A 25,537-nucleotide genomic window follows, 5' to 3' on the forward strand; every position below is an offset into this window, starting at 1 on the left:
TTTTAGCGCTTGGGACTTTATTTTTTGGGCCTCGAAGGGTGGATTTCGCGCTTTTGGTAAAGAAATGAGTGCGCGTTTTGCCGTGCGCCGGCATTGGTACAGAAAAAGGGCCCGGAAGGCGAAGCCTTCCGGGCCCTTTGCAATGCAAATCTGCTTGCAAGTACGATTTAGCGCACCTGAGCGACGTAAGCGACGTTGGTCGAGGAGACCTTGTCCTCGAGCTGGACGCTCATGCGGGGGTCGCCGGCGGTGGCGACGGTCAGATCGCCGGCCTCGACGTAGCCGAGCTCCTTAGCGGTCTCGATCGCCTTGACGATCGTGCCGTTGACGGTGCCCTGAGTAATCTCGGCCTGGTGCGGGATAACGCCCCAGTACATGATCATCTGCTGGACGGCCCACTCGTGGCGGGAGAACGCGCAGATCGGCATGTTGGGACGGAAGTGCGAGATCAGGCGAGCGGTACGACCGGTAGTCGTCGGCACGGTGATGCACTTGGCGCCAACGGTGGTAGCCATGTTCACAGCGGACATACCCACAACGTTGTTGACAACGCGGGTGCCGTGAGCATCGGCCGGAACCTCGAGTGGAGCGTGGGCCGGGAGGTACTTCTCGGTCTCGAGAGCGATACTGGCCTGCATCTTGACGGCCTCAACCGGGTACTTACCGGCAGCGGACTCGCCAGAGAGCATAACGGCGTCGGTGCCGTCGTAGATGGCGTTAGCAACGTCGGCAACCTCGGCGCGCGTCGGGCGCGGGTTTTGCTGCATGGAGTCGAGCATCTGCGTAGCGGTGATAACGGGCTTGTAGGCCGCGTTGCACTTGGCGATGATCTCCTTCTGGATGTGGGGAACGAGCTCGGGCTTGATCTCGATGCCCAGGTCGCCACGGGCGACCATGATGCCGTCGGAAGCCTCGAGGATCTCGTCGAAGTTCTCGACGCCCAGGGCGCACTCGATCTTCGGGAAGATCGTCACGTGCTCGCCACCGTTCTCGCGGCAAAGCTCGCGGATGCCGCGGACGGACTCGCCGTCACGGATGAAGGAAGCGGCGATGTAGTCGATGTTCTCGGTCAGGCCAAAGAGGATGTCCTGACGATCGCGCTCGGTGATAGCGGGCAGCGAGATGTTGACGTTGGGCATGTTGACGCCCTTGCGCTCGCCGATCAGGCCGTCGTTCTTAACGACGCAGGTCATGTCCTGGCCGTCGACGGACTCGACCTCGAGGGCAACCAGGCCGTCATCGATCAGGATAAGGGAGCCCTTCTCGACCTCGGAGGGCAGAGCCAGGTAGTCGAGGGAGATGTGCTCAGAGGTGCCGTGGAAATCCTCGGTCGTGGGCTGAGCGGTGACGACGATCTTGTCGCCGGTCTTGACGGCAACCTTCTTGCCGTCGACCAGAAGGCCGGTGCGGACCTCGGGGCCCTTAGTGTCGAGCAGGATGCCGACGGGCATACCGAGCTCCTTGGAAATACGACGGACGCGCTCGATGCGACCGTGGTGCTCGTCGTAGGAGCCGTGCGAGAAGTTAAAACGGGCGACGTTCATGCCCGCCTTGATCATCTCGCGGATGGTCTCGTCGCTATCGCAGGCGGGACCCATGGTGCATACAATCTTAGTGCGCTTGTACATTCAGACCTCCATCTGACATCGTCTTGCGCTGATAGATAAACCATAAGAAATAAAACTGAGTTGATTATAACGAAATGACGACCGAATACCCCCAAAAATCGACCGTATGCCGAATTAGAAGTTCATTTTTTGCGGAAAAACGGTATATGCAAAAACTTTACCAACCGTTCTAACCGCTGCTATCTGGGCGATATTTCAGTTTGATGATGCGCCAAAGAAAAAACGTTTTATCAATGTTGAGCATCATACGGTCTGCATCGTTGCTTATGGACCATATTTCCAAATGGATTGTTTTGGCTAGACGAGTCGCTTTGGGGTACCATAGCTCCACTATCAACTGCCGCTCAGCACGGCAGCCTTGATGAGCCCTTGCCCTTCTCCTGGGAATTATGATCGGGCATCAATCTGCTGAGTGGCCCGAATCCCAGGAGGGGACTCTATATGCAAAAGGAATACCTGTCCGCTGCGGCGGAGGTGCTCAGCGACCAAGGTGTCGATGAGAACCTCGGCCTGAGCAACGACGAGGCGTCGTCGCGTCTTGCCAAGACAGGCCCTAACAAGCTTGAGGAAGCCGAGAAGACACCGCTGTGGAAGCGCTTCTTTGAGCAGATGGCAGACCCCATGGTCATCATGCTGATCGTTGCCGCCGTCATCAGCGCGCTCACGGGCATGGTCAAGGGCGAGCCCGACTTTGCCGATGTCGCCATCATCATGTTCGTCGTTATCATCAACTCGGTGCTGGGCGTGGTTCAGGAAGCTAAGAGCGAGGAGGCCCTCGAGGCCCTGCAGGAGATGAGCGCGGCGCAGTCCAAGGTGCTGCGCGACGGCAAGCTCGTGCACCTGCCGAGCGCCGAGCTCGTGCCCGGTGACGTGATCATGCTCGAGGCGGGCGACTCCGTCCCGGCCGACTGCCGCGTGCTCGAGAGCGCTACGATGAAGATCGAAGAGGCCGCCCTTACCGGCGAGTCCGTGCCCGTCGAGAAGCATGCCAACGTGATTGAGCTCGCCGCCGGCACCGACGACGTGCCGCTCGGCGACCGCAAGAACATGTGTTACATGGGTTCCACCGTGGTATACGGCCGCGGCCGCGCCGTCGTGGTCGGTACCGGCATGGATACCGAGATGGGCAAGATCGCCGGCGCTCTTGCCGAGGCCAAGGAGGAGCTTACGCCGCTGCAGGTGAAGCTCGCCGAGCTCAGCCGCATCCTTACCATTATGGTTATCGTCATCTGCGTCGTGATTTTTGGCGTCGACATCATCCGCCACGGCGTGGGCAACGTTCTCACCGACCCGACCGCGCTGCTCGACACCTTTATGGTCGCTGTCTCGCTTGCCGTCGCCGCCATCCCCGAGGGCCTGGTTGCCGTCGTGACCATCGTGCTGTCGCTTGGCGTGACCAAGATGGCCAAGCGTCAGGCGATTATCCGCAAGCTCTCCGCCGTCGAGACCCTTGGCTGCACGCAGACCATCTGCTCGGACAAGACCGGCACGCTTACTCAGAACAAGATGACCGTCGTCAAGCACGAGCTCGCCGCGCCTGAGGAGAAGTTCCTGGCCGGCATGGCTCTGTGCTCCGACGCCCAGTGGGACGAGGAGCTGGGCGAGGCCGTGGGTGAGCCGACCGAGTGTGCACTCGTCAACGACGCCGGCAAGGCGGGGCTCACCGGCCTGACCGCCGAGCACCCGCGTGTGGGTGAGGCCCCGTTCGACTCCGGCCGCAAGATGATGTCCGTGGTCGTCGAGACCCTGGACGGCGAGTACGAGCAGTACACCAAGGGCGCGCCCGACGTGGTGATCGGCCTGTGTACCCATATCTACGACGGCGACAAGGTCGTTCCGCTGACCGAGGAGCGTCGTGCCGAGCTCGTGGCCGCCAACAAGGCCATGGCCGACGAGGCCCTGCGCGTGCTGGCGCTGGCAAGCCGCACCTACACCGAGGTCCCGGCCGACTGCAGCCCCGCCGCGCTCGAGCATGACCTGGTCTTCTGCGGCCTGTCCGGCATGATCGACCCGGTCCGTCCCGAGGTGGCCGACGCTATCCGCGAGGCGCACGACGCCGGTATCCGCACCGTCATGATCACGGGTGACCATATCGACACCGCCGTGGCCATCGCCAAGCAGCTGGGTATCGTCACCGATCGCAGCCAGGCTATCACCGGTGCCGACCTCGATCGCATGAGCGAAGAGGAGCTCGACGCGCACATCGAGGACTACGGCGTGTACGCCCGCGTCCAGCCCGAGCACAAGACTCGCATCGTCGAGGCCTGGAAGTCGCGCGACCAGATCGTCGCCATGACGGGTGACGGCGTCAACGACGCCCCGTCCATCAAGCGCGCCGACATCGGCGTCGGTATGGGTATCACTGGTACCGACGTCACCAAGAACGTCGCCGACATGGTACTTGCCGACGACAACTTCGCCACCATCATCGGTGCCTGCGAAGAGGGTCGCCGCATCTACGACAACATCCGCAAGGTCATTCAGTTCCTGCTTTCGGCCAACCTTGCCGAGGTCTTCTCGGTGTTTATCGCCACGCTCATCGGCTTTACCATCTTCCAGCCGGTGCAGCTGCTGTGGGTGAACCTGGTCACCGACTGTTTCCCCGCGCTTGCGCTGGGCATGGAGGATGCCGAGGGCGACATCATGAAGCGCAAGCCGCGCAACGCCAAGGACGGCGTCTTTGCCGGCAATATGGGTCTGGACTGCGTGGTCCAGGGCCTGATCATCACCGTGCTGGTGCTGGCGAGCTTCTTTGTGGGCGTGTACTTTGACATGGGCTACATCCACATCGCCGATATGATCGCCGGCAATGCCGACGAGGAAGGCGTGATGATGGCGTTCATCACGCTCAACATGGTCGAGATTTTCCACTGCTTCAATATGCGCAGCCGTCGTGCGTCGCTGTTCACCATGAAGAAGCAGAACAAGTGGCTGTGGGCTTCGGCCGCGCTGGCGCTGGTGCTGACGGTGATCGTGACCGTGCAGCCGACGCTTGCCGAGATGTTCTTTGGCCCCGTGACGCTTGAGCTCAAGGGCGTTCTTGCCGCGCTGGGCCTGGCCTTCCTGATCATCCCGCTGATGGAGATCTACAAGGCGATCATGCGCGCGGTCGAGAAGGAGTAACGTACCTGTCCGGGCCCGCCCCTGCGTGTTTTCTTCTTCGCTGGTCCTCGCGCTTCGCGCTGCGGAATCGCTCAGAAGAAAACACTCCCGGGGCGGGCCCTACGGCTACTTTGCTGGTTTCTCTCGCGCGGATGAAAAAGGCTGAGAGAAAGAAGGTGAGCGGCCGAGCAATTGCTCGGCCGCTCGTTTTGAATAAAGGATGTGCCCTTAGGAAACCCCTCCCGGCGGGCGGGCCCTGCGGTATCCTTGCTGGCTTTTCTCCCGTGCGGATGAAAAGGGCTGAGGGAAAGTTTGTGAGCTGGTCGGGCTTTGCCCGGCCAGCTCTTTTTGATTTAAAATACCTGCTCAGTTGTGATTTATGGTGCTGGGAGGCGCTTGTGGGCAAGGCTAAGGCTAAGGCGAAGAAAAAGACGACGGGGGCGCGGGCTAAGCGCGATCGTCGTCGGAAGCTTGCGACCGAGGCCCCCGCGTCTGCCGAGGAGCTGCTGGCAAGCGTACCGGGACTTGACGCGCTGCAGGACGTTCCGGCGTTTGATGACCTGCCGGTCGATGAAGCTCAGCAGGCGGCATTTGACGACTTTTGCGCACATGCCGAGGAGCCTGAGCAGATGCAGCTTGGCGCTGTGGTGCGCTTGGATCGCGGGTTTCCGCTGGTGGCGACTGCCAACGATACCTTCCGCGCCGAGCATGCCGTGGGGTTTGCTAAGTCGCGCGGCGAGGACGAGGTCCTGCTGCCCGCCGTGGGCGACCGTGTGGCGGTGCGCCGCGCTCCCGGGCACGATATGGGCGTGATTGAGTGCGTTCTGCCGCGCCGTACGAGCTTTGAGCGTTGGCGCGGCCGTGCCCGCGGAGAGCGTCAGGTGCTCTGCTCCAACGTGGATAGCGTGCTAATCGTGCAGGCGCTCGGTGCCGGTGAGGTGCTGCTCGACCGCGTGGCGCGCTCGCTGGTGTTGGCGCTCGACTGCGATGCCGAGCCGGTGGTGGTACTCACCAAAGCTGATCGCTGCGATGCCGAGGAGCTCGAGCGCGATCTGGACCGCGTGCGCCGCCTGGTGGGTCCGGACGTGCGCGTGATCGTGACGTCCTCTGCCGAGGGCCGCGGCCTGGACGAGGTCCGTGCCCGCGTGCCTACCGGGAGCTGCGCCATGATTCTGGGCGAGTCGGGCGCCGGCAAGTCGACGCTGCTCAATGCGCTGCTGGGCCACGATACGTTGGCGACCGGCGGTGTGCGCGAACGCGACGACCAGGGCCGTCACACTACCGTCGCGCGCGTGATGGTGGCGCTGCCGGGCGACGCCGGCGTGATCGCCGATGCCCCGGGCCTGCGCAGTCTACCGCTCGTGGGTCACGAGCGGGGTCTGGCGCGCGCCTTCCCCGAGATTGTCGAGGCATCGCGCGCGTGCCGGTTTGGCGATTGCACGCATACCCATGAGCCGGGTTGCGCTGTTCGCGAGGCCGAGGACGCCGGGCAGATCGACAGCCTGCGTTTGGAAACGTTCCAAAACCTGGCGTCATCCATGCGCGTGAGTGCTCAAATGCTCGATCCCGATGTCCATCTGTAATTGATTTTTCCTATGACAGCCGTCTTCCAACTGTTCGGGAGACGGCTTTTTTGCTGCGGAAAAGCCTCGAAACATGCAGTTTGCTGACGTGCTGGCCAAAACCTTGCCACGAACTTGACGGGCTGGTCAGCTTTTGGTCAGCGATTGGTTTGACATCGAAAACCAAGATCGCGATTGCGCCGCTTTGCGCTCTGACCGCCCAGACAATGGTGGTACGGGCATTCGCCCGGCACTGCCATGAGAGGAGCGGCCGTGAACAAGAGCAAGCGCATCGCCATCAGTCTGGTCGCGGGCGTGCTCGCTGCTCTGCTCTGCATGGTTTACGGCTCGTCGATCCGCTCGCAAGCCGAACAGGTCCAGGCTGAGACCTTGGCCAAGTACGGTGGCGATCGCGTCGAGGTATGCGTCGCGGCGCGTGATATCGATGTGGGCGAGACCCTCGATGAGACCAATGTCATAACCCAAGAATGGCTGACGAGTCTGCTGCCGCGTGACGCGGCGACCGAGCTGCGCCAGGTGCGCGGCGACGTGACGACTTCGCGTATTCCCAAAAACGCCGTGATCTGCAATGTCTACACCAAGGCCGAGAGCCACAAGCTCGAGGTGCCTAAGGGCAAAGTCGCCGTTTCGGTGGCGGTCGATGCCGAGCACTCGGTCGGCGGTGCTACGGGCGTGGGCAGCTACGTGGATGTGTATGTGCAAAAAGACGGCGTAACCGATCGGCTGTGCGGCGCGTACGTGATCGATACCAGTGAAGATTCCGGTGCCACGCGCGAGGGCAAGATCGAATGGGTGACGCTGGCGGCTGACCCCGAAGACGTCAAGGAACTGCTGGGGGCATCGGGCAAGGGAACGGTCAGCTTGACGATTCCCGCCACGGCGCGCGGCAAAAAGAGCGGAGGCGACGAGTGATGAAGGCGATCTGGCTTGCGTGCTGCGCGTGCGGCGATTACGGGCTGTTGCAGCGGGAAGTCGAGGGCCGTGATGCGGGTGCACAGGTGCTTCGCGTGGGTGACCTGGACGGGCTGATTTCCATGGCGCGGGCGTTTCCGTCGCGCCGCGGGGCTGCCATCATCGAGGCGTCTCTGTTTGATACCGAAGATGTGCGCAAGACTGTTGTGCGCCTGACGGCCGAAGGCCGCGTGAGTCGCGTGGTCGTGTTGATAGAAGCACTCGATCCGTCGGATATCGAGGGGCTGTTTCGCGCAGGGGCGACCGAGGTCATCGCTGCGCACAGTATATGCGGCAACGGGCGCGCGGGCGAGGGAGCGGTTGATTCCGATCGGCGCATGACGATTGAGCCCGATGCTTTTGTTGATAGGGAACCCGGGGCGCCTCGCGCTACAAGAGGCCCGCGTGTTGATGATTATGGAAAAGCGGAAGCCGAGCATGGTCGGCGCCCCCGGAACCCCCTTGTATACGATGACGCTGGAGGGCCGGCGCAGCATGCTGGCGACTCCCCGGCTGTAGATATGGGATACGTACACGGCGTGAATCTGGCGGATGAACTCGACGAAGTTGAGGGCTTTGCCGGGTGCGGCGAGTTGTCGCTGATGCGGCATGAGCAGATTGCACAGAACGAGCCTGCCTCGCAGACCGAACAAGCCGCCATGCCGGCTTGGACGCAGCGTGTGGTTGCGGCAGGGGAGACGGGGACGCTGTCACCGACGCCCGCTCCGCCGCCTCCGATGCCGCCGGCAGACGCTGCCGCTCCGCAGCATCGAGCTCCGGTCATCTGCGCCATTTCGGGTTCGGGCGGTTGCGGCAAGTCGACGATCGTTGCCACCATGGCACACGCATCGTCGCTGTTGGGCTTGCGTGCCGCCGTGCTCGACCTGGACCTGATGTTTGGAAACCTTTACGACTTGTTAGGCGTCGATGCTCCGCGCGATATGGCGGCACTTATCGAGCCGTCGGTGGCGGGCGCGCTTGCCGAGCCGGATATCGTGGCCGCATCGATGCGCGTGGCGCCGGGCGTTACGCTCTGGGGTCCCGTTGCGGCGCCCGAACAAGCCGAGCTCATGGCACGTCCGGTGGAGCTGCTGCTTGATGTCCTGCGTCGCGAATCCGACGTGGTCTTTATCGATACCTCGGTCTTTTGGGGCGATGCCGTGGCGGCTGCGGTGGCGGCGAGCGACCGTTGCCTGGTCGTTGGCGATGCGGCGGTGTCGTCCGCGACATCGGCGTCGCGCGTCATTGAACTGGCAAGTCGAGTAGGTGTGCCGCGCACGCGCATGAGCGCCGTGTTCAACCGGTTCGGTGCGCGCGGGGCAGACGAGGACGTCGCCATGCGCTTTGAGATTGCCTGTGCGTTGAGCTCCAAGATTCGTATCGCCGATGGCGGGCAGGATCTCGCCGCGCTCATGGCGTTTGGGCGCGCCGACGAGGCAGTGGGTCAGACGAGCGCTTTTGCGACCAGCGTGCGCGAGGCCACGCGCGAGATGCTCGTGGAACTGGGGTGCGCCGTCGGCCCTTGGAGCGATATAGTCGCCGACCGTGCAACGCGTACCGAACGCCCGCGTATCCGCCTTCCCTGGTCGCACGAGGGTGATCAGCGATGAGCCTGCAAACGAGGATTAAGGCTGCCGGCGCTGCAGCGGCGGCAGCTCCTGTAGATGCGGGGCGTCGCCGCGCGGTGAAACGACGCACTAAGCGCGCCGTGATGGACCGCATGGGTTACGACGAAGTGGCGCGTATCAGCGCCTATATCGACCCGGCACTTGCCCGCTCGGAATTGCGTCCCGCGGTGGAGGCGGCGCTCAATGTTGAGGAGCCGACCGATCTCGCGACGTCCGAGCGCGAGACCATCATCGACGAGATTTTGGATGACGTGGTGGGCTTGGGGCCGTTGCAGCCGCTCATCGAGGACGACACCGTTACCGAGATCATGATTAACGGCTGCCGCTCGGCTTTCTTTGAACGCGGCGGCGTCTTGCATCCCATCGAGCATGCGTTTGAGGATGATGAGCAGATCCGTGTGCTTATCGACCGCATCATCTCGCCACTTGGCCGCCGTATCGACGAGCGCAGCCCCATCGTCAACGCCCGCCTCAAAACGGGCTATCGCGTCAACGCGGTGATTCCGCCTGTGGCGATTGACGGACCGATTCTCACCATCCGAAAGTTCTCGGATCGCATCTGCTCGCTGGACGAGCTTGTGGGGCTGGGGTCGCTGCCGCTTTGGTATGCGCAGCTGCTGTCGTGCGCGGTGTCGCTGCGACAGGACCTGGCGGTTGCGGGAGGCACGGGATCTGGTAAGACCACCCTGCTCAACGCGTTGTCATGCGAGATTTCCACCGGCGAGCGCATCGTGACGATCGAGGACTCTGCCGAGCTCAAGTTTGCGCATCATCCGCACGTGGTGCGTCTAGAGGCGCGCGAGGCTTCAATTGAGGGCGAGGGCGCGGTGACGATCCACGACCTGGTGACCAATGCCCTGCGCATGCGCCCCGACCGCATCGTGGTGGGTGAGGTGCGCGGTGCCGAGTGCTGCGACATGTTGCAGGCCATGAACACGGGCCACGACGGGTCGCTCACCACACTTCATGCGGGCTCAGAACAGGAGACCGTGGTGCGTCTGACGTTGCTTGCACGTTATGGCATCGATCTGCCGAGCGAGCTCATCGAGGAGCAGATTGCCATGGCGCTCGACGGCATCGTGATGTCCGAGCGCCACGCCGATGGCAGGCGCTTCGTCTCCTCGTATTCGGGGGTGCGTCGCGCCGCGTCGGGCGGCGTAGAGCTCGAGCGCTATGTGACTTTCGATGCCGCCGAGCGCACCTGGACGCTTGACCGCGAGCCGCCGTTTATCGCAGAAGGCCTGCGGTCGGGGACGCTCACACAAGAGGAGGTGGACGAATGGAGGTCGCTGTGCCCCTCGTCGTAGGGGGTTTGGCAGGGTTTTCTGTCGCGACGGCGTGCGGGGCGGAACCTCGTGTGCCGCAGGTGCCGCCGGCGGAGCTGGCGCGTCAGGCGTTCGAGACGGTGGCAGAGAAGCTGCCGCGTGAGCTGGTGGAAAACGATCTGCTGAAAAAGATCGCTCGTTCGTGGGCATCGCTGGCTCCGGCGCATCGCCTTGGCCTCGTGATCGAAGATGCTTCGGGGCGTTTGGCGCTTCTGCTGCTATCGAGCGGTGTCTGCTGCGTTTTACTAACGATGGTGTCGTTATCGCCCCTCGGATTTGCCTTGGGACTTGTTGCTCCGATTGCCGTTGGCGCCGCTCGGGATGGCTTTGAGAGCCGGCGCGAGCAACACGATACAGAAGAGGCCATGCCCGAGGCGTTTACCGCACTTTCCATGTCGCTTGCCTCGGGACATTCGCTGGCCCAGGGCATGCGCTTTGTGGGCGCTCATGCGCAAGAGCCGGTGCATACCGAGTTTTTGCGGGTGGCGGCGGCGATCGATTGCGGCATCTCGGCGACCGACGCGCTCGATGACCTGCTCGTGCGCATCGACGCCCCCGGTCTTTCGCTTGTGACTTTGGCGCTTAAGGTGTCTCAGCGTACCGGCGCTCCGCTTGCCGACTTACTGTCCGAGGCGTCGAGCATGGTGGGGGAGCGCATTGAGCTCAAGCGCCGCCTAGATGTTAAGACGTCGCAGGCCCGCATGTCTGCGCATATGGTCGCGGCGATGCCGACGGGCATGTGCGCGGTGTTGGCGCTGCTTTCGGCAGATTTTCGTCGCGGTCTTGCGACGCCTGCCGGCGCGGGCGCTGTGGTGCTGGGTCTTGCCCTCAACGCCGTTGCCCTGGTGGTTATCCGGCGCATTATGCGGGTGGAGCTATGAGCGCCCCGGTTGCAGTTGCGGCTTGCCTGTGCGCTCTGAGTGTATTTGTCGCGACGGGTTTGGATCGGGCGGATGCACGCAAGATCGCAGAGGCCTGCAAGCGCGAGGCGGTGCTGGTCGCTGCCGCGGGTCGCTCGGTGGTCGATGCTCTGACCGCGCGAATGAAGGGCGCGGTTGGAGCGGGCGGCCCGGCGCGAGTGTCGCTCGGCGAAGTGTCCGAGATGATCGATGTTGTGCGCTTGGGTCTTTCGGCCGGCCTTTCGTTTGATGCGGCGCTTGAGATTTTCTGCGCCAACCGCCGGTCAGTGTTGGCTCTTCGCCTTGAGCGGGCCTGCATGGCGTGGCAGGTGGGCGTGGGCACGCGTGAGGACGAGTTATTGGCCGCCGCGCGCGACCTGGACGTGCGAGCGCTCGAGACCTTTGCCATCACGGTGGGGCAGGCGCTCGCCCTGGGTGCCCCACTTGCCGAGACACTGGCCGCTCAAAGTCGCGAGATCCGTGCGGCTCATCGCGCCGCGGTCGAGCGCGAGATTGAGCGTGCGCCCGTCAAGCTGCTGATTCCCACCGGCACGCTCATCTTGCCGGCGTTGCTTCTGTCCATATTGGGCCCGCTGCTGGGAGCAGGCGGGATGATGTAGGGAGGAATACATGAACACGATGGTCGAAGTTGCTGACAAGGCTTGGAACTGGGCTTTTTGCCGGGCGATCCGCGCTCGCCAGCATGCCAAGGAGCTGTTGCGGGAGGAGAGCGCGCAGGGTACCACCGAGTACGCCATTTTGGTGGGCGTGCTTGTGGTGATCGCGATTATTGCCATCGTTGCATTTAAAGGCAAGGTCCAAGATCTATGGAACGCTATCAGCGAGGGCATCAACAGCCTGTAGAGGGCGAGCGCCCCATCGGGGTGCTGCTGGTGTTTGCTTGCCTGACCGTGGCGATAGCGGCGGTGCTTTGGGGGCTTAACGCCGCGCGGCAGCAGCGTCCTGGGGCCGCCTTCGATTCGGGCTCAGATTCGGCGGTGGCGTCCCAAAAAGATGAGATGCGAGATGCGGACGATTCGGATGTCGCTGTCACGGCGCAAACCTTTCTGCGGACGCTCGACAAGCGGTCTGGCACTGCGACGGATTCGCCTGAGGACAACGCGATTGCGGTCCGGCTTGCATGGTCCGAGGACCGACCGATGACCGAGGCAGCGGCGGATATGTTACGCGCCTACCGCGAGGTGCCAACGGCCCAGCTCGCCCTGAGCGGCTATCTCGATATTAAGGGCAACGTATGGGGCGCCATCGTGCGCGATGGGCGCGGCTGGGTCGATATGGTGACGGTTGCCGCGGATGCTGGCGATGCTTCGTGTCGTCTGCGCGCCGTGCGTCTGGTCCCGCAAACAATGAGCTCAAAGGAGGGATCGTGAAATGCATGGCGTTCTGCGTGAGGAATCTGCCCAGGCGACGGTCGAATACGCCATCGTCACGGTGGCGCTGTTATCGATCGTGCTGGCGATCGCGGGGCTTTGGCGTGCTGGCACCGATGGGCGCTTGGCAGCGCTGGTTGAGCGGGCGGCATCCCATGGCGCTACCTCGACGTCGGTTATCGACGCCGCTGCGGGCGCTAAGGACATCGCGTTGTATTGATATCGCGCGCGAGGACCGGGCGCAGTCTACGGTCGAGGCCGCTTTTTTGCTGCCGACGTTTCTGACGCTCATCCTTCTCGCACTGCAACCGGTGTGCCTGCTTTATACGCGCGCGGTCATGGAGTCTGCCGCCGCCGAGACCGCGCGGCTCATGACCACGACGACGGCGGAGGACGACGATCTTAAGGAGTTCACCCGCCGCCGGCTTGCCGCAGTGCCCAACGTTTCGATCTTTCATGCCGGCGGGCCGTTGTCGTGGGATGTCGAGCTTAGCCGGGCCGATGCGGGCGGCGTCTCGTCCGTGTCCGTTTCCGGCGAGGTCAAGCCGTTGCCTGTGATCGGTGCGTTTGCGCAGGCTATGGGTGGTACCGCCGTGGGCGGCTACGTTGAGCTCAAGGTCGATGTCTCGTATCAATCACGTCCCGAATGGCTGGAGGGAGATTATGATTCGTGGATTGCTGCATGGGATTAAGCGTTTCTGGTCTAGACGCGTTTTGACGCGCCGTCCGAGCTGCCATCGCAAGCGAGGCGGCTTTATGGGTCGAGCCGGTATCGACCTGTTTATCGAAGACGGTGCCTACACCACGCTTTCCTCTGCGGTGGTCATCTTGGTGGTGCTCACGCTGCTGTTTTCGTCGACGGCGGCGATATGGAGCATGTCGCGCGCGGGGGACACCCAGGTGGCTGCCGATAGCGGCGCGCTGGCAGGCGCCAATGTGGTGTCGTCCTATCACACGGCTGCCACGGTGGTGGATGCGAGCATCTTGAGTTTGGGCCTAGCGGGGTTTGCCACGATCGGGACGGGCCTGGTCGCCATCCTCATCCCGGGTGCCGAACCAGTTGCCGGCAATATGGTCGACACCGGGATTGAGATCATTAAAACGCGCAACAAGTTTGCCAAAAGCGCATCGGAAGGCTTACAGAAAATCGAGACGGCTCTGCCGTATCTGATCGCCGCGCGTGCCACGCAGGCGGTGTCGGCGCAGGATACCGATAGTGTGACCTATACCGGTACGGCGCTTGCCGTGCCCAGGACATCCGAGTCGGACTTCGCTGCGCTCAAAGGGTCAGAGATTTCGACCGATACCATTAAAGGCACATCAGATGATTTAGAGCGTGCGGCCGAGGAGCTGCGGAAGGCTTCTGAGGACACGGCAAAGGCTAAAGAGCGCGCTTGGCTGGCGGATTGTGGTGGGTCGGACAAGGGCTCGGTCAGCAGCTGTTCTTGCATGTGGGAGCGTGCGAAAAGCCTAGCGGATCTCTCTGGTGCTCAAAATCCGCATTACGCTTCGAGCGTTACGTGGGAACCGCAAGTGGCGTTCGATCGTGCGAAGGCCTACTATCGCCAGCGCCTGGCAAATGAGAAACCGCTTGGCGAGGGTCCGGAAAAACAGGCAGATTCTGCTGCACGAAAGGTGTTCTTCGCTTATGCGAGCGAAGAAGTCGAGCGGGCATATATAACTGAAAAGGACGGCAAAGTTTCCGCCCACATCCCTTTCCTTCCGCGAAATCCAGATGAGGCGCGGACGACTGAACTCTATACTGATGCGCGTTGGCCCACGAGTGAAGTGGATAAAGTTACCTATTTGCATTATGGGACTGACTGTCCAAATTACAAAAAAGGAAAGCCGGGTGGGCTGGCATCCGTCGCAGATTTTGACGGTTACGAAACGTGTAGCGAATGCCATTTCGGTGTGTCGTCTTTAGGGTACGTTGCGATTGCAACGACTTCTGTCGAAAGGGGCTTCGAATACCACTTTGACAAGTTCAAAGAGGCCCTGGAAGACTACGTCGAATGCCGCAACAAAGAGCTCGAGCTCGAGCGTCAGACCGAAGACGAGGCCGATCGTGCGGGCAATACGTTTGACCAGGCCATCAAGGAGCTTTCGGGCGAGCGCCCGCGTATCGCTCCGCCCGGTCGCAACGGCGTGGTCGCCTTTGCGGTTTCGGGTGCCATCTCGAGCCCCGATGAGCTCAACTCTTCGTTTAACACGGCAGTCAGGCTTGACGATCGCGGTGCTATCTCTGCCGCGGTGTTGGCGCCCGATGAGGCGACGGCGCAAAACAACGTGCTTTCGCGATTTTTCTCGACATTGAAGGAACGCTCGGGCGGCGTTGCCGGCGTACTCGATGGCGTCATGGATGTTTGGGGACGGCTGCTTGTGGGATACGGAGACATCCAAGGTTCGGCCGACGAACTTATGGACGAGATGATTAAGGGCCTGGGAGGGGGCAGCGGCGCGTTGGGCTCCATCGCATCGTGGCTCGGCGATACCGTTTCGGCGTCCGTGGCGGCGTTGGGCCTGGAGCCGTGCGACTTGCGCCTGCGAAAGCCGGTGCTGACCGATTCCGCCAATGTCATTAAGAGTCCGGGGTCTGACATTGCGGGTCTCTCTCAAGCGCAAGACAAACTGCGAAGTATTCCGTTGGGCGTGACCGATCCCAAGGCGCTTTGCGAGGCATTGGAATATCAAGTCGAACGCACCATTAGCGGTACGGTGTTCACACTTGCGGAGATTCCTTTGCCCGGCGGCGGCTCCATCCCGCTCACCGTCGATGTCGCCACGCTGGTTGGCGCTCTGGGCGGTGGGTCGTAATGAGTATCCGCATGCGTCTGCGCGAGGAGCGCGCCCAAGCGACGGTGGAGATGGCAGTGGTTACGCCCGTTTTGCTGGTGCTGGCACTCATCGTGTACAACGTCATGGTCTTTGCCAGCGCTGTCGCGCGCTTCGACCGCGTGGTGCCCGACATCGTGTTGGCGCACGCCGTGGCGTCGGAGGGGGAGGGCGACGAAAGCTCTGCCGATGCCTCGGCGACGGTTCAGACTCAAATTCTGAATGCCATGGAAGGCTATGACTTGCAGATCGAAGTGTCGAGCGAGCAAGGCGCGAAGGCATTGGATGGTGGCCTGCTCTCCCTATCCGGTACGTTTAGGACCTACACCTGCACCATGCACTATGAGCCGTGGCCGACTTCTCTCAGCATCGCTGGCGTTCCGCTGGGGGCGCCGACAACGTTGTCGCACGAGCGTGCGGTGACGGTCGATCCATGGCGTCCGGGGGTGGTCATGTGACCGCGGTCTCGTCCTACATCGCCTACGCGCGGGCACTCAACAGGCTGGGTTGGACGCCGGCCGAGTTTGTGGTGGCGGAGTCGTTTGTCGTGCGCCTGCGCGGCATGCTGGGACGGCGTCCGGTTGCCGCCAACGGCCTGCCGCTCGTCATGGCGTTTCCACGCTGCTCTTCGGTCCATACGTGTTTTATGGCCTATCCCATCGACATCGCCTTCATCGATCGCGACGGCAATGTCCTCGCGCGCTACGAAAACGTCCGTCCTTGGCACATGTGTTCCTGTCCCGGTGCCTGGGCGGTATTGGAACGCCCTTCAATCCTCGCTACACCTCCCGCCCTCCAACAAGTACCGGCGTAAGAGATTGGCGACGGCGGACTTTCGTCATACGAAATTGGGTAAGATGGAGGAGAAGATGCATGGATGTTGAGATCCATCCGAACGCCAAAAAACACTTGACGGAAAAGCAGGTGCTTGGTGCCTGGTTCGCGGTTACTGAGTGCATTCGCCGCGAGTCGGAGGACGAGCCGCCGAGATGGCTTGCCATTGGATGGCTTCCAGATGGTCGAAGTGTGGAACTTGTTGCGGTCGAACTAATTCGTGGATGGCTCATTATTCATGCCCTGTCTCCGGTTCAGAAGAAATTCTGGCAAGAGATCGAGCGAGCTCGGCAAAGGGGTCGATGATGGGCAAGACGTATACGGCCGCTAATGGTCAGGTTGTAACGGATGAAATGATTGACGCGTGGTGCGAGTCGTACGAGCGCGGAGAGTTTCCGGATGGCGAACACACCGTTGGTGGAATCGTGCATGGACGGCCCCCGCTCTCAGGTGAGGGGACGGCAACGCTGTCGGTCAAGATTCCTCTGGGAATGAAGGAGGCCATTCGTCGACGGGCGGCTGCCGAGGGGATGACGCCAAGTGAGTTTGCCCGTGCGGCTCTGAGTGAAAAACTTCTTGCTGCCGGCTGATACCTCTGACGTGCCGATTTATAGAACCGAGGCTGTGCTCAAAAACTTTTTTAAAATTCTCGGTTGACCGGAACGCGTCCTTGGTTATACTAATCAAGCCTTGAAACAAGGCACACCTCAAATGGCTGGGTAGCTCAGTTGGTAGAGCAGAGGACTGAAAATCCTCGTGTCAGGGGTTCGATTCCCTTCCCCGCCACCTTGAATTGACTAGGACCTCTGCAAAGGGGTCCTTTTCTTTTATGTGGACCCGCGGAAAATGCATCCCAGTCTTTTGCGAAAAACGGGACGCGCTTTCCGGCGCTTACTTCCGACGTGCGTGCACATCTCGGCGCGCCATCTCGGGCCCGCTCAGACATTCCTCCCGCTTTTGCGCCACTTTACAGACCGTTCGGTCGTCTGTCCGCACGCGCGGGTATACTCAAAACGATACTTTTCCTATGCAATACGATGCAGGCTCGGCCTGCACGATCCGAAGGGGGCAGTGATGGAGAGGATACTCGGCGTTAATCTCTCTGGCTGGTTCATTCCCGAGCCTTGGGTTACCCCGTCGCTATACGCAGCGACTGGTGCATCCAACGCGGCCGAGCTGCAGGAGGCCATGGGCACCGCCGCCTATAACGAGCGCATGCGCCGTCATTACGAGACGTTTGTGAGCGAGGATGATTTCCGTCGCATGGCGCAGATCGGCCTCAACGCCGTGCGCCTGCCGGTGCCTTGGTATGCCTTTGGCTCACAGGAGTCCGATGCCTCCTACATCTCGGTTGTCGATTACATCGACCGCGCGATTGAGTGGGCTGCCAAGTACAACATTCGCGTGCTGCTTGACCTGGCGACTGTGCCCGGTGGCCAGGGCGATTCCAACGATTCGCCCGCCACGCCGGAGGCTGTTGCCGAGTGGCATTCGTCCACTAACGGCCGCCATGTCGCACTCGACGTGCTCGAGCGCTTGGCCGAGCGTTACGGCGAGGCCGAGAGCCTGCTGGGCATTGAGCTGCTGGATACGCCGCAGATGAGTGTCCGCAAGAGTCTCTTTGCCATGACGGATGGCATTCCGGCTCACTACCTGCGCAATTTCTATCGCGATGCCTACGAGCTCGTCCGTTCGTATATGCCCGAGGATAAGATCGTCGTCTTTTCGTCTTCGGGGCATCCCAGCGAGTGGAAGCATTTTATGCGCGGCGCCAAGTACAAGAACGTCTACATGGACCTTCACCTGTACCATTACCGCGACGAGTATGCGCTCGATATCACGAGCCCCCGCGGGCTGACGACGGCGATTTCCCGTAACAAGCGCGAGCTTAAAGAAGCGATTTCGACTGGGTTCCCCGTGCTGGTGGGCGAATGGTCGGGTGCGGCGATCTTTGCCAACTCGTCGGTTACGCCCGAAGGCCGCAATGCCTACGAGCGCGTGTTTATCGCCAACCAGCTGGCTTCGTTTGCGCCGGCTGCCGGTTGGTTCTTCCAAACGTGGAAGACCGAGAAGCGCATTGCAGCATGGGACGCCCGCGCGGCGCTCGGTACGCTCGAGCGCGGCATGATTGAATAGGTTGATATGACGCAAAACAGCACCCATACGGGCAAACTCTATGTGGTCGGCACGCCCATCGGCAACCTGGGCGACCTGTCCCCGCGCGTTGGCGAGGCGTTTGCCGCCGCCGATGCCATCTGCTGCGAAGACACGCGTGTGACGTCAAAGCTGCTGATGCATCTGGGCATTTCCAAGCCGCTTGTCCGTTGCGACGAGAATGTGATCGCCAACCGCGCCGCCGGCCTGGTCGACCGTCTGCTGGCGGGGGAGACCCTCGCCTTTGCCTCGGACGCCGGCATGCCGAGCGTGTCCGATCCCGGCCAGGCGCTGGTCGAGGCGGCGCGTGAGGCCGATGTGCCCGTCGAAGTTATTCCCGGGCCCTCTGCTTGCGTCACGGCGCTCGTTTCGTCCGGCATTCCCTGCGAGCATTTTTTCTTCGAGGGCTTTTTGGGCCGAAAGCACGGCGACCGCGTGCGCCGTTTGCAGCGCCTTGCCGTGGTGCCCGGCGCGCTCATCTTCTACGAGTCTCCACATCGTATCGTGGCGACGCTCGAGGCCGTGGCGGAGGTCTTTCCCCAGCGTGAGGTTGCCGTCTGCCGCGAACTCACCAAGCTGCACGAGGAGGTCTTGCGCGGGCCCGCTGCCCAGCTTGCCGAGGAGCTGCGTGCTCGCGGCGAGGTAAAGGGCGAGATTGCGCTGGTCATCGCGCCGCCGAGTGAGGATGAGGAGGCCGGTATCGTGCCGGTTGGCGCCGCGGCAGAGGATCCCGACGAGGCCCTGCGCGAGGATATCCGCGCCGCGCTCGAGGAGGGGGAGCCCGCCTCTGCGGTGGCCAAGCGCCTGTCTCAGAAGTATTCGCGCCGCAAGCGCGATGTCTATGCCATGGTGCTCGATATGCAATAGATGGAGGATATCCAGCCCTTGCGCTAGAATCATCCTCTGTATGCAACGTTTTTCTGGAGGACAAACCCCATGGATCAAAGCAAGCCTTCGTTCTTTATCACGACGCCCATCTACTACGTCAACGCCGATCCGCACCTGGGCACGGCTTATTCCACCATCATCGCCGACGTTCAGGCTCGCTATCGCCGCTCCGCCGGCTATAACGTCAAGTTCCTGACCGGCATGGACGAGCACGGCGAGAAGGTCGCCGAGGCCGCAGCCAAGCACAACATGACGCCGCAGGAGTGGACCGACAGCCAGGCTCCGCACTTCAAGGAGCTTTGGAGCAAGCTCGAGATTTCCAACGACGACTTCATCCGCACCACCGAGCCGCGCCAGCATCATGCCGTGCAGTACCTGTGGGAGCGCATGAAGGAGTCCGGCTACCTGTATAAGGGCAGCTACGACGGTTGGTATTGCGTGCCTGACGAGACCTACTTCACTGATACGCAGGTCCAGAAGGGCGACGAGGAGTACGGCAGCGTCGGCCAGCACCTGTGCCCCGACTGCCACCGTCCGCTTGAGCGCGTGCAGGAGGAGTCCTACTTCTTTAAGCTTTCCGCCTTCCAGGACAAGCTGCTCAAGCTCTATGACGAGCACCCCGACTTTGTCGAGCCTGCGTTCCGCATGAACGAGGTTCGCAGCTTTGTCGAGGGCGGCCTTAACGACCTTTCCGTGAGCCGTACGAGCTTTGACTGGGGCATTCAGGTCCCGTTTGACGAGGGTCATGTGACCTACGTGTGGTTCGATGCGCTGCTCAACTATATGACGGCCGTCGGCTACGGTGTCGACACCGACGAGGCGCGTGCCGAGCTGGCCTATCGCTGGCCCGCGCAGTTCCACATCGTGGGTAAGGACATCATCCGCTTCCACTGTGTCATTTGGCCCGCCATGCTCATGGCCATCGGCGAGGCCCTGCCCGAGCACGTCTTTGCCCACGGCTTCCTGACCGTGCGCAATGCCGAGACCGGCAAGGCCGAGAAGATGTCCAAGAGCCGCGGCAACGCCATCGCTCCGCAGGACGTTATCGACATGCTGGGCGTCGAGGGCTATCGCTACTACTTCATGACCGACGTCGTCCCCGGCACCGACGGTGCCATCAGCTTCGATCGCATGGAGCAGGTCTACAACGCCGACCTGGCCAACAGCTGGGGCAACCTTATCTCGCGTTCGCTCAACATGAGCGGCAAGTACTTTGACGGTTGCGCGCCCGCCAAGCCCGCGTCGTTCGATGCGTTCGACAACCCGCTGGCAAAGATCGCCGATGGCCTGGTCGAGCGCTACATGGCCAAGATGGACGTGCTCGATTACGGCGGAGCCAAGGATGAGGTCATGGAGCTCATCCATGCCGCCAACCACTACATAGAGGACTCCGAGCCCTGGGCGCTTGCCAAGGACGAGGCCAAGGCTGACGAGCTGGCATTTGTGATCTACAACCTGCTCGAGGCCATCCGCATTGCCGCTCACCTGCTGATGCCGCTCATGCCCCAGACTTCTGCCGAGGCCCTGCGTCGCCTGTCCTGCGAGGAAGAGGCCGCGAGCGACGACCTCAAGGGCATTTGCACTTGGGGCCTGCTTGCCGGTGGTCAGTCCGTCGAGAAGGGCGATCCGCTGTTCCCGCGTCTGGCGTAGAGACCGCGCGAGCGCCATATCGGCAATTTGCTGTTTAGCTGTAAGGGCATGGCCGCCACGGTCCATGCCCTTTTGTTTCAAGACGCCGCCATCATGCTAAGGAGGCAACCATGACAACTTCGCCTTTGGCAAACCCCACGGCCACCAGGGAGCTGCTGGAGGAGTTTGGCCTTGCGACCAAGCATCGCCTGGGCCAGAACTTCCTGATCGACAACCATGTAATTGAGCGCATTTGCGAGCTTGCCGAGCTTGCAGGCGATGAGCGCGTGCTCGAGGTTGGTCCGGGCGTTGGTACGCTCACGCTTGCGCTGTTGCAGGTGGCGGCGTGCGTCACGTCGATCGAGGCCGATCCCGAGCTCGAGCCGGTGCTCGATGCTCACGCCGCCGACTACGCCAACTTCCGCTTTATCATGGGCGACGCGCTTAAGGTGACGCCGGAGCAGATTGAGCAGGCCGCCGGCGGTGAGCCGACGGTATTTGTCGCGAACTTGCCCTATAACGTGGCGGCGACAATCATCCTGCAGTTCTTCCAGACGATGCCCGCGCTCAAGCGCGCCGTCGTCATGGTGCAAAAGGAGGTTGCCGATCGCATTGCCGCAGTGCCGGGCAACAAGACCTATGGCGGCTATACGGCAAAGCTCGGCCTGTATGCGCAGGTGACGGGTCGCTTTGAGGTGCCGCCGCGTTGCTTTATGCCGGCGCCGCACGTGGACTCGGCCGTCGTGCGTATCGACCGTGTTGACGGCGTGGTGCCCGAAGGACTCGATCGCGAATTTGTGGCCCGCGTGATTGATGCTGCATTTGCTCAGCGTCGCAAGACCATCCGCAATTCCATGAGCGCCAACGGTTTTGCCAAGGACGTGCTCGATGCCGCTTTTGAGGTTTGCGGTATCGCACCCACCACGCGCGCCGAGACGCTCGATGTTGCCGACTTTGTCCGTCTGGCCCGGGAGCTAATCCATGACGCCTAATGCCGAACGCGTGACGTTTACCAAGAAAAAGAAGACGGTTGCTTGTCCCGTGCCCTTGGCGCCGCTTGCCGACACGCATGCACATCTGCTTTCGTTTTGGGGCAAGGATGTGCCCGAGACGCTCGTGCGCGCCAAAGCCGCGGGCGTCGACCTGTTGGTGACGATGTTCGACCCCATTGCCGACAAGCGCAGCGTGGCGGACTATAGCGACTGGCTGGTGCGCGAGATTCTTCCGATGCAGGATATCCCGCAGATCAAGTATCTTGCCGGCGTGCATCCGTATGGCGCGCCGGACTATACCGACGACGTTCATGCACAGGTCGTTGCCGCACTTGATGACCCCTTATGCGCCGGTATTGGCGAAATCGGCCTGGACTATCACATGGACTATGACGACGATATCGCGCCGGCACCCCATAACGTGCAGATTGATTGCATGGCGCGCCAGCTCGAGCTTGCCGTGCGCCGCAATGTGCCGGTGGAGCTGCACCTGCGTCACGAGGACTCGGATGGGGAGCGCACCTCGCACGTCGATGCGTACAACGTACTGCGCGAGGTGGGTGTGCCCCAGGCTGGTTGTGTGCTGCACTGTTTTGGCGAGGACCGCGCCACGATGGAGCGCTTTGTGGATTTGGGCTGCTATATCGCCTATGGCGGTGCGGCCACCTTTAAGCGCAACGACGATGTGCGCGAGGCATTTGCGGCAACCCCACTCGATCGAATTTTGTTCGAGACGGATTGCCCGTATATGGCTCCGGAGCCCATCCGCGGTCTTGAATGCGAGCCCGCAATGATCTCCATTACGGCAAACACGCTGGTCAACGACCGTGTCGATCGTACCGGCGAGGATGCTGAGGCAATCGCGCGAGCAGCTTGGGAAAATGCCTGTAAACTTTTTCAAAAATAGTTCTTGCGTTCGCGATGGCGCTCCGTTATTCTAATTCCTGCACGCGGGCGTGGCGGAATTGGCAGACGCGTACGGTTCAGGTCCGTATGGGGGCAACCCCATGAAGGTTCAAGTCCTTTCGCCCGCACCATTAAATTAAAGAGCTCCCAGCAATGGGAGCTTTTTTGTTATGGGCCCTTCACAGGGACTTGAACCTGTGAAGGAGCGAGCGTAAAGAAAACGCGGAGCGTTTTTAGCGAGCTGGCGAGGACGCCGGCAGGCGGCCGAAGCCGGTGCGGATCCGCGAAGCGGATACGCGGACGTCCTTTCGCCCGCACCATTGAATGAAAGAACTCCCAGCAATGGGAGCTTTTTTGTTATGTACGATCTCCTTGTACGGGTATCCTAATGCCAACGTGTGCCTATCAGAGGAGAGACCATGCTGTTGTCCGGTATCATCGCCGCCCTTACCAGCCTTTTGATTCCCATCATCATTCTGTTGCTACTGCTTCCCAACGCCTGCTATGTCGTTGAACAACAGCATGCCGTGATCATCGAGCGCCTGGGCAAGTTTAACCGCATCGTCAACGCGGGCTTCCACATGAAGGTGCCCGTGATCGACCGCAAGGCCGCCACGGTGAGCCTGCGCACCATGAAAAACGGTTTTGGCATCGACGTTAAGACCCAGGACAACGTGACCATCGGCCTTGAGGTCTCTGCTCAGTACCACGTGAGCTATGACATGGGCGCCGGCCCGGCAGATTCGGGTATCTACAAGAGCTACTACATGCTGCAGGAGCCCGTCGACCAGATGCGTGACTTCATCACCGACGCCCTACGCTCTTCGATTCCCGTCTACACACTCGATGAGGTCTTTGCCAAGAAGGATGACATCGCCAAGGATGTCAACGCTACCGTTTCCGAGCAGATGGCCGCCTACGGCTTCACCCTCGTGTCGACGCTCATCACCAAAATCGCACTGCCGACCGAGGTCGAGAACTCCATGAACGACATCAACGCCGCCCAGCGCAAGCGCGCTGCGGCACAGGAGCTCGCCGAGGCCGACCGCATCAAGCGCGTCACCGAGGCGACCGCCGAGGCCGAGGCTATGGAAAAGGCGGGCGAGGGCATCGCCAACCAGCGCAAGGCCATTGCACTGGGTATCAAAGATTCGCTCGAGATCATCCAGGAGACGGGTGTCGGCAATGACGAGGCCAACCAACTGTTCATGTTTACGCAGTGGTCCGAGATGATGACGGAGTTCGCTCGCACGGGTAAAACCTCGACGGTCGTGCTGCCGAGCGACTTTTCGCAGTCGGCCTCTATGTTCGAGCAGATGCTGGCTGCCGGTAAGGTTCAGAACGAGTCAAAGGAGTAGGCACGCGTGAAATACACCGTCGTTTGTGTTGGCAAGCTCAAAGAGCGCTTTTGGAAGGACGCGTGCGCTGAGTACACCAAGCGCCTAGGCACCTATGCCAAGGTGGATATCCGCGAGGTGGCCGATATCGACCCGGCTAAGGCGGGCGGCGTGGATGCCGCGCGCGACAAGGAGGGGGCGGCAATTCTTGCTGCATTGCCGTCTCGAGCGCATGTGATCCTGCTGGCTATAGAGGGCAAGGAGCGTTCGAGTGAGGAGCTCTCGGCGCGGCTCGACGATCTTATGCTGCGAGGCAGCAGCGACATTGCCTTTGTAATCGGCGGTTCGGACGGCGTGAGTGATGAGGTGCGCGCCCGCGCCGACGAGATGCTCAGCTTTGGACACATTACCTTGCCGCATAACCTGGCGCGTGTGGTGCTGCTAGAGCAGATTTACCGTGCCTGCAAGATCAGCCGTGGCGAGCCGTATCACAAATAGGTCGGCAATACGAAACAATGGCGTGGGACAATAGCTTTCGTTTTGAAGAGCGTGTCTGAGAGGACTATGAGATATGAAGATTGGATTTGTCGGTTTTGGCAATATGGCGAGCGCTATGGCCGATGGCTGGATCGCTGCCGGTGTAGCTGCGAGCGACATGTGCGCCTGCGCGGGTCGCTACGACGCACTGGTTGAGCGCTGCGAGGCGCGCGGCATGGTCGCCTGCCACGATGCCGCCGAGGTTGTCGCCGCATCCGATATCGTGGTCGCTGCGGTCAAACCGTACATGATCGAGAAGGTATTCGCCCCGCTCAAGGATGCTCTTGCCAAAAAGGTCGTTCTGTCGGTTGCCTGGACCTGGGACAGTGCCAAGTGGGAGCAGGTCCTGCCGGGCGTCGCGCATATCTCGACGGTGCCCAACACACCGGTTTCGGTGGGCGAGGGCGTCATCGCTTGCGAGAAGGCTTCCACGCTTAGTGATGAGCAGAGCGCCGTGGTGCTTGATCTGCTTGGCAAACTCGGTGCGGTGGTCGAGCTTGATACGAGCCTGCTGTTTGTGGGCGGCACGGTGGGTGGTTGCGCTCCGGCATTTGTCGCCATGGCAATCGAGGCCCTGGGCGATGCGGCGGTCAAGCACGGTATCCCGCGTGCCGATGCCTATCGCATTGTGAGCCAGATGGTGTTGGGTACGGCAAAGCTGCAGCTTGCAACTGGCCAGCATCCTGCGGCGATGAAGGATGCCGTATGCTCGCCCGGTGGTGCCACCATCAAGGGCGTCGTTGCGCTCGAGGACGCCGGCATGCGCAGCGCCCTGGTCAAGGCAATCGACGCAACTCTCCAATAAAACCGACCAAAAAAGACAGGTTTATTTTGGCAGGTTTTCCTGCGGTTTTGTCACATGTACGAAAAGCGCCCCGCAACTGGCTCAATTCCAGTTGCGGGGCGCTTGCATTTGCC

General features: G+C 61.5%; 25 protein-coding genes and 2 tRNA genes. 26 read left to right on the top strand and 1 reads right to left on the bottom strand.

Features of this window, described 5'->3' with window-relative positions; translation table 11 throughout:
• Positions 1-167 precede the first annotated feature (167 nt).
• Positions 168-1,628, bottom strand: coding sequence for a pyruvate kinase (gene pyk / locus AAAX36_RS05540; protein WP_138374409.1), 1,461 nt, complete (start codon positions 1,626-1,628; stop codon positions 168-170).
• Positions 1,629-2,069: 441 nt separating this feature from the next.
• Between pyk and AAAX36_RS05545 the strand changes: the two genes are divergently transcribed.
• From AAAX36_RS05545 to proC, 26 genes are all read left to right on the top strand, one after another.
• Positions 2,070-4,751 carry a cation-translocating P-type ATPase gene (locus AAAX36_RS05545; protein ID WP_349074484.1) on the top strand — a complete coding sequence of 894 codons (2,682 nt, stop codon included), beginning with the start codon at positions 2,070-2,072 and terminating at the stop codon, positions 4,749-4,751.
• 482 nt (positions 4,752-5,233) lie between these two features.
• Positions 5,234-6,313, top strand: a complete 1,080-nt coding sequence (gene rsgA, locus AAAX36_RS05550; protein ID WP_349074534.1) for a ribosome small subunit-dependent GTPase A — start codon at positions 5,234-5,236, stop codon at positions 6,311-6,313.
• Positions 6,314-6,565: 252 nt separating this feature from the next.
• Positions 6,566-7,225, top strand: coding sequence for a Flp pilus assembly protein CpaB (cpaB, locus tag AAAX36_RS05555; protein ID WP_022094089.1), 660 nt, complete (start codon positions 6,566-6,568; stop codon positions 7,223-7,225).
• Positions 7,225-8,874, top strand: coding sequence for a P-loop NTPase (locus AAAX36_RS05560; protein ID WP_349074486.1), 1,650 nt, complete (start codon positions 7,225-7,227; stop codon positions 8,872-8,874). Before cpaB ends, AAAX36_RS05560 begins: the two co-directional genes overlap by 1 nt.
• Positions 8,871-10,199 (top strand): ATPase, T2SS/T4P/T4SS family, encoded by a 1,329-nt coding sequence (locus tag AAAX36_RS05565; protein WP_349074488.1) that lies wholly within the window; start codon positions 8,871-8,873, stop codon positions 10,197-10,199. The genes AAAX36_RS05560 and AAAX36_RS05565 overlap by 4 nt, the downstream gene beginning before the upstream one ends.
• Positions 10,200-10,204: 5 nt before the next feature.
• Positions 10,205-11,098, top strand: a complete 894-nt coding sequence (locus AAAX36_RS05570; RefSeq protein ID WP_349074490.1) for a type II secretion system F family protein — start codon at positions 10,205-10,207, stop codon at positions 11,096-11,098.
• The gene (locus AAAX36_RS05575; protein ID WP_195621199.1) at positions 11,095-11,736 is read left to right on the top strand and encodes a type II secretion system F family protein; all 642 of its coding nucleotides are present in this window, start codon (positions 11,095-11,097) and stop codon (positions 11,734-11,736) included. The genes AAAX36_RS05570 and AAAX36_RS05575 overlap by 4 nt, the downstream gene beginning before the upstream one ends.
• A gap of 10 nt (positions 11,737-11,746) precedes the next feature.
• On the top strand, positions 11,747-11,980 hold the full coding sequence (locus tag AAAX36_RS05580; RefSeq protein WP_118288839.1) for a hypothetical protein: 234 nt from the start codon (positions 11,747-11,749) through the stop codon (positions 11,978-11,980).
• Positions 11,944-12,507 carry a hypothetical protein gene (locus AAAX36_RS05585; RefSeq protein ID WP_349074493.1) on the top strand — a complete coding sequence of 188 codons (564 nt, stop codon included), beginning with the start codon at positions 11,944-11,946 and terminating at the stop codon, positions 12,505-12,507. The genes AAAX36_RS05580 and AAAX36_RS05585 overlap by 37 nt, the downstream gene beginning before the upstream one ends.
• Before the next feature lies 1 nt (position 12,508).
• On the top strand, positions 12,509-12,727 hold the full coding sequence (locus AAAX36_RS05590) for a hypothetical protein (protein ID WP_349074494.1): 219 nt from the start codon (positions 12,509-12,511) through the stop codon (positions 12,725-12,727).
• Positions 12,663-13,199, top strand: a complete 537-nt coding sequence (locus AAAX36_RS05595) for a TadE family protein (protein WP_349074496.1) — start codon at positions 12,663-12,665, stop codon at positions 13,197-13,199. Before AAAX36_RS05590 ends, AAAX36_RS05595 begins: the two co-directional genes overlap by 65 nt.
• A gap of 64 nt (positions 13,200-13,263) precedes the next feature.
• On the top strand, positions 13,264-15,324 hold the full coding sequence (locus tag AAAX36_RS05600) for a hypothetical protein (RefSeq protein ID WP_349074497.1): 2,061 nt from the start codon (positions 13,264-13,266) through the stop codon (positions 15,322-15,324).
• Entirely contained in the window at positions 15,324-15,800 is a 477-nt protein-coding gene (locus AAAX36_RS05605; protein ID WP_349074499.1) for a hypothetical protein, read from the top strand. Before AAAX36_RS05600 ends, AAAX36_RS05605 begins: the two co-directional genes overlap by 1 nt.
• Entirely contained in the window at positions 15,797-16,156 is a 360-nt protein-coding gene (locus tag AAAX36_RS05610; protein ID WP_349074500.1) for a DUF192 domain-containing protein, read from the top strand. Before AAAX36_RS05605 ends, AAAX36_RS05610 begins: the two co-directional genes overlap by 4 nt.
• Positions 16,157-16,215: 59 nt before the next feature.
• On the top strand, positions 16,216-16,482 hold the full coding sequence (locus AAAX36_RS05615; protein WP_035136816.1) for a hypothetical protein: 267 nt from the start codon (positions 16,216-16,218) through the stop codon (positions 16,480-16,482).
• Positions 16,482-16,766, top strand: a complete 285-nt coding sequence (locus AAAX36_RS05620) for a ribbon-helix-helix domain-containing protein (protein ID WP_035137167.1) — start codon at positions 16,482-16,484, stop codon at positions 16,764-16,766. Before AAAX36_RS05615 ends, AAAX36_RS05620 begins: the two co-directional genes overlap by 1 nt.
• Positions 16,767-16,889: 123 nt before the next feature.
• Positions 16,890-16,962 (top strand) — tRNA-Phe (locus AAAX36_RS05625).
• Positions 16,963-17,250: 288 nt separating this feature from the next.
• The gene (locus tag AAAX36_RS05630) at positions 17,251-18,312 is read left to right on the top strand and encodes a cellulase family glycosylhydrolase (RefSeq protein WP_099432625.1); all 1,062 of its coding nucleotides are present in this window, start codon (positions 17,251-17,253) and stop codon (positions 18,310-18,312) included.
• Between the two features lie 6 nt (positions 18,313-18,318).
• Positions 18,319-19,197, top strand: coding sequence for a 16S rRNA (cytidine(1402)-2'-O)-methyltransferase (gene rsmI / locus AAAX36_RS05635; protein ID WP_349074505.1), 879 nt, complete (start codon positions 18,319-18,321; stop codon positions 19,195-19,197).
• 69 nt (positions 19,198-19,266) lie between these two features.
• Entirely contained in the window at positions 19,267-20,868 is a 1,602-nt protein-coding gene (gene metG / locus AAAX36_RS05640; RefSeq protein WP_238057947.1) for a methionine--tRNA ligase, read from the top strand.
• A 110-nt stretch (positions 20,869-20,978) separates the two neighbouring features.
• Positions 20,979-21,839: a 16S rRNA (adenine(1518)-N(6)/adenine(1519)-N(6))-dimethyltransferase RsmA gene (gene rsmA, locus AAAX36_RS05645; protein WP_349074508.1), complete on the top strand. Its 861-nt coding sequence runs from the start codon at positions 20,979-20,981 to the stop codon at positions 21,837-21,839.
• Complete coding sequence (locus AAAX36_RS05650; RefSeq protein WP_055285924.1) at positions 21,829-22,746, top strand: TatD family hydrolase; 918 nt, start codon at positions 21,829-21,831, stop codon at positions 22,744-22,746. The genes rsmA and AAAX36_RS05650 overlap by 11 nt, the downstream gene beginning before the upstream one ends.
• A 43-nt stretch (positions 22,747-22,789) precedes the next feature.
• Positions 22,790-22,876: transfer RNA gene (locus AAAX36_RS05655), tRNA-Leu, on the top strand.
• A gap of 288 nt (positions 22,877-23,164) precedes the next feature.
• Complete coding sequence (locus tag AAAX36_RS05660) at positions 23,165-24,103, top strand: SPFH domain-containing protein (protein WP_022094529.1); 939 nt, start codon at positions 23,165-23,167, stop codon at positions 24,101-24,103.
• Between the two features lie 6 nt (positions 24,104-24,109).
• Positions 24,110-24,580, top strand: coding sequence for a 23S rRNA (pseudouridine(1915)-N(3))-methyltransferase RlmH (gene rlmH / locus AAAX36_RS05665; protein WP_349074510.1), 471 nt, complete (start codon positions 24,110-24,112; stop codon positions 24,578-24,580).
• Between the two features lie 73 nt (positions 24,581-24,653).
• Positions 24,654-25,424, top strand: coding sequence for a pyrroline-5-carboxylate reductase (gene proC / locus AAAX36_RS05670; protein ID WP_055285927.1), 771 nt, complete (start codon positions 24,654-24,656; stop codon positions 25,422-25,424).
• Positions 25,425-25,537: the final 113 nt, after the last annotated feature.

Source organism: Collinsella sp. CLA-ER-H10 (genome assembly GCF_040092475.1).
Taxonomy (GTDB): domain Bacteria; phylum Actinomycetota; class Coriobacteriia; order Coriobacteriales; family Coriobacteriaceae; genus Collinsella.

Coding starts and splice junctions, on each gene's coding strand:
- AAAX36_RS05630 (WP_099432625.1), top strand. CDS start 17,251: ATGGAGAGGATACTCGGCGTTAATCTCTCTGGCTGGTTCATTCCCGAG.
- rsmA (WP_349074508.1), top strand. CDS start 20,979: ATGACAACTTCGCCTTTGGCAAACCCCACGGCCACCAGGGAGCTGCTG.
- AAAX36_RS05650 (WP_055285924.1), top strand. CDS start 21,829: ATGACGCCTAATGCCGAACGCGTGACGTTTACCAAGAAAAAGAAGACG.
- AAAX36_RS05545 (WP_349074484.1), top strand. CDS start 2,070: ATGCAAAAGGAATACCTGTCCGCTGCGGCGGAGGTGCTCAGCGACCAA.
- AAAX36_RS05600 (WP_349074497.1), top strand. CDS start 13,264: ATGGGTCGAGCCGGTATCGACCTGTTTATCGAAGACGGTGCCTACACC.
- AAAX36_RS05590 (WP_349074494.1), top strand. CDS start 12,509: ATGCATGGCGTTCTGCGTGAGGAATCTGCCCAGGCGACGGTCGAATAC.
- AAAX36_RS05575 (WP_195621199.1), top strand. CDS start 11,095: ATGAGCGCCCCGGTTGCAGTTGCGGCTTGCCTGTGCGCTCTGAGTGTA.
- AAAX36_RS05580 (WP_118288839.1), top strand. CDS start 11,747: ATGAACACGATGGTCGAAGTTGCTGACAAGGCTTGGAACTGGGCTTTT.
- metG (WP_238057947.1), top strand. CDS start 19,267: ATGGATCAAAGCAAGCCTTCGTTCTTTATCACGACGCCCATCTACTAC.
- proC (WP_055285927.1), top strand. CDS start 24,654: ATGAAGATTGGATTTGTCGGTTTTGGCAATATGGCGAGCGCTATGGCC.
- AAAX36_RS05595 (WP_349074496.1), top strand. CDS start 12,663: ATGGCGCTACCTCGACGTCGGTTATCGACGCCGCTGCGGGCGCTAAGG.
- AAAX36_RS05585 (WP_349074493.1), top strand. CDS start 11,944: ATGGAACGCTATCAGCGAGGGCATCAACAGCCTGTAGAGGGCGAGCGC.
- AAAX36_RS05565 (WP_349074488.1), top strand. CDS start 8,871: ATGAGCCTGCAAACGAGGATTAAGGCTGCCGGCGCTGCAGCGGCGGCA.
- AAAX36_RS05560 (WP_349074486.1), top strand. CDS start 7,225: ATGAAGGCGATCTGGCTTGCGTGCTGCGCGTGCGGCGATTACGGGCTG.
- pyk (WP_138374409.1), bottom strand. CDS start 1,628: ATGTACAAGCGCACTAAGATTGTATGCACCATGGGTCCCGCCTGCGAT.
- AAAX36_RS05660 (WP_022094529.1), top strand. CDS start 23,165: ATGCTGTTGTCCGGTATCATCGCCGCCCTTACCAGCCTTTTGATTCCC.
- AAAX36_RS05605 (WP_349074499.1), top strand. CDS start 15,324: ATGAGTATCCGCATGCGTCTGCGCGAGGAGCGCGCCCAAGCGACGGTG.
- rsmI (WP_349074505.1), top strand. CDS start 18,319: ATGACGCAAAACAGCACCCATACGGGCAAACTCTATGTGGTCGGCACG.
- AAAX36_RS05615 (WP_035136816.1), top strand. CDS start 16,216: ATGGATGTTGAGATCCATCCGAACGCCAAAAAACACTTGACGGAAAAG.
- AAAX36_RS05620 (WP_035137167.1), top strand. CDS start 16,482: ATGGGCAAGACGTATACGGCCGCTAATGGTCAGGTTGTAACGGATGAA.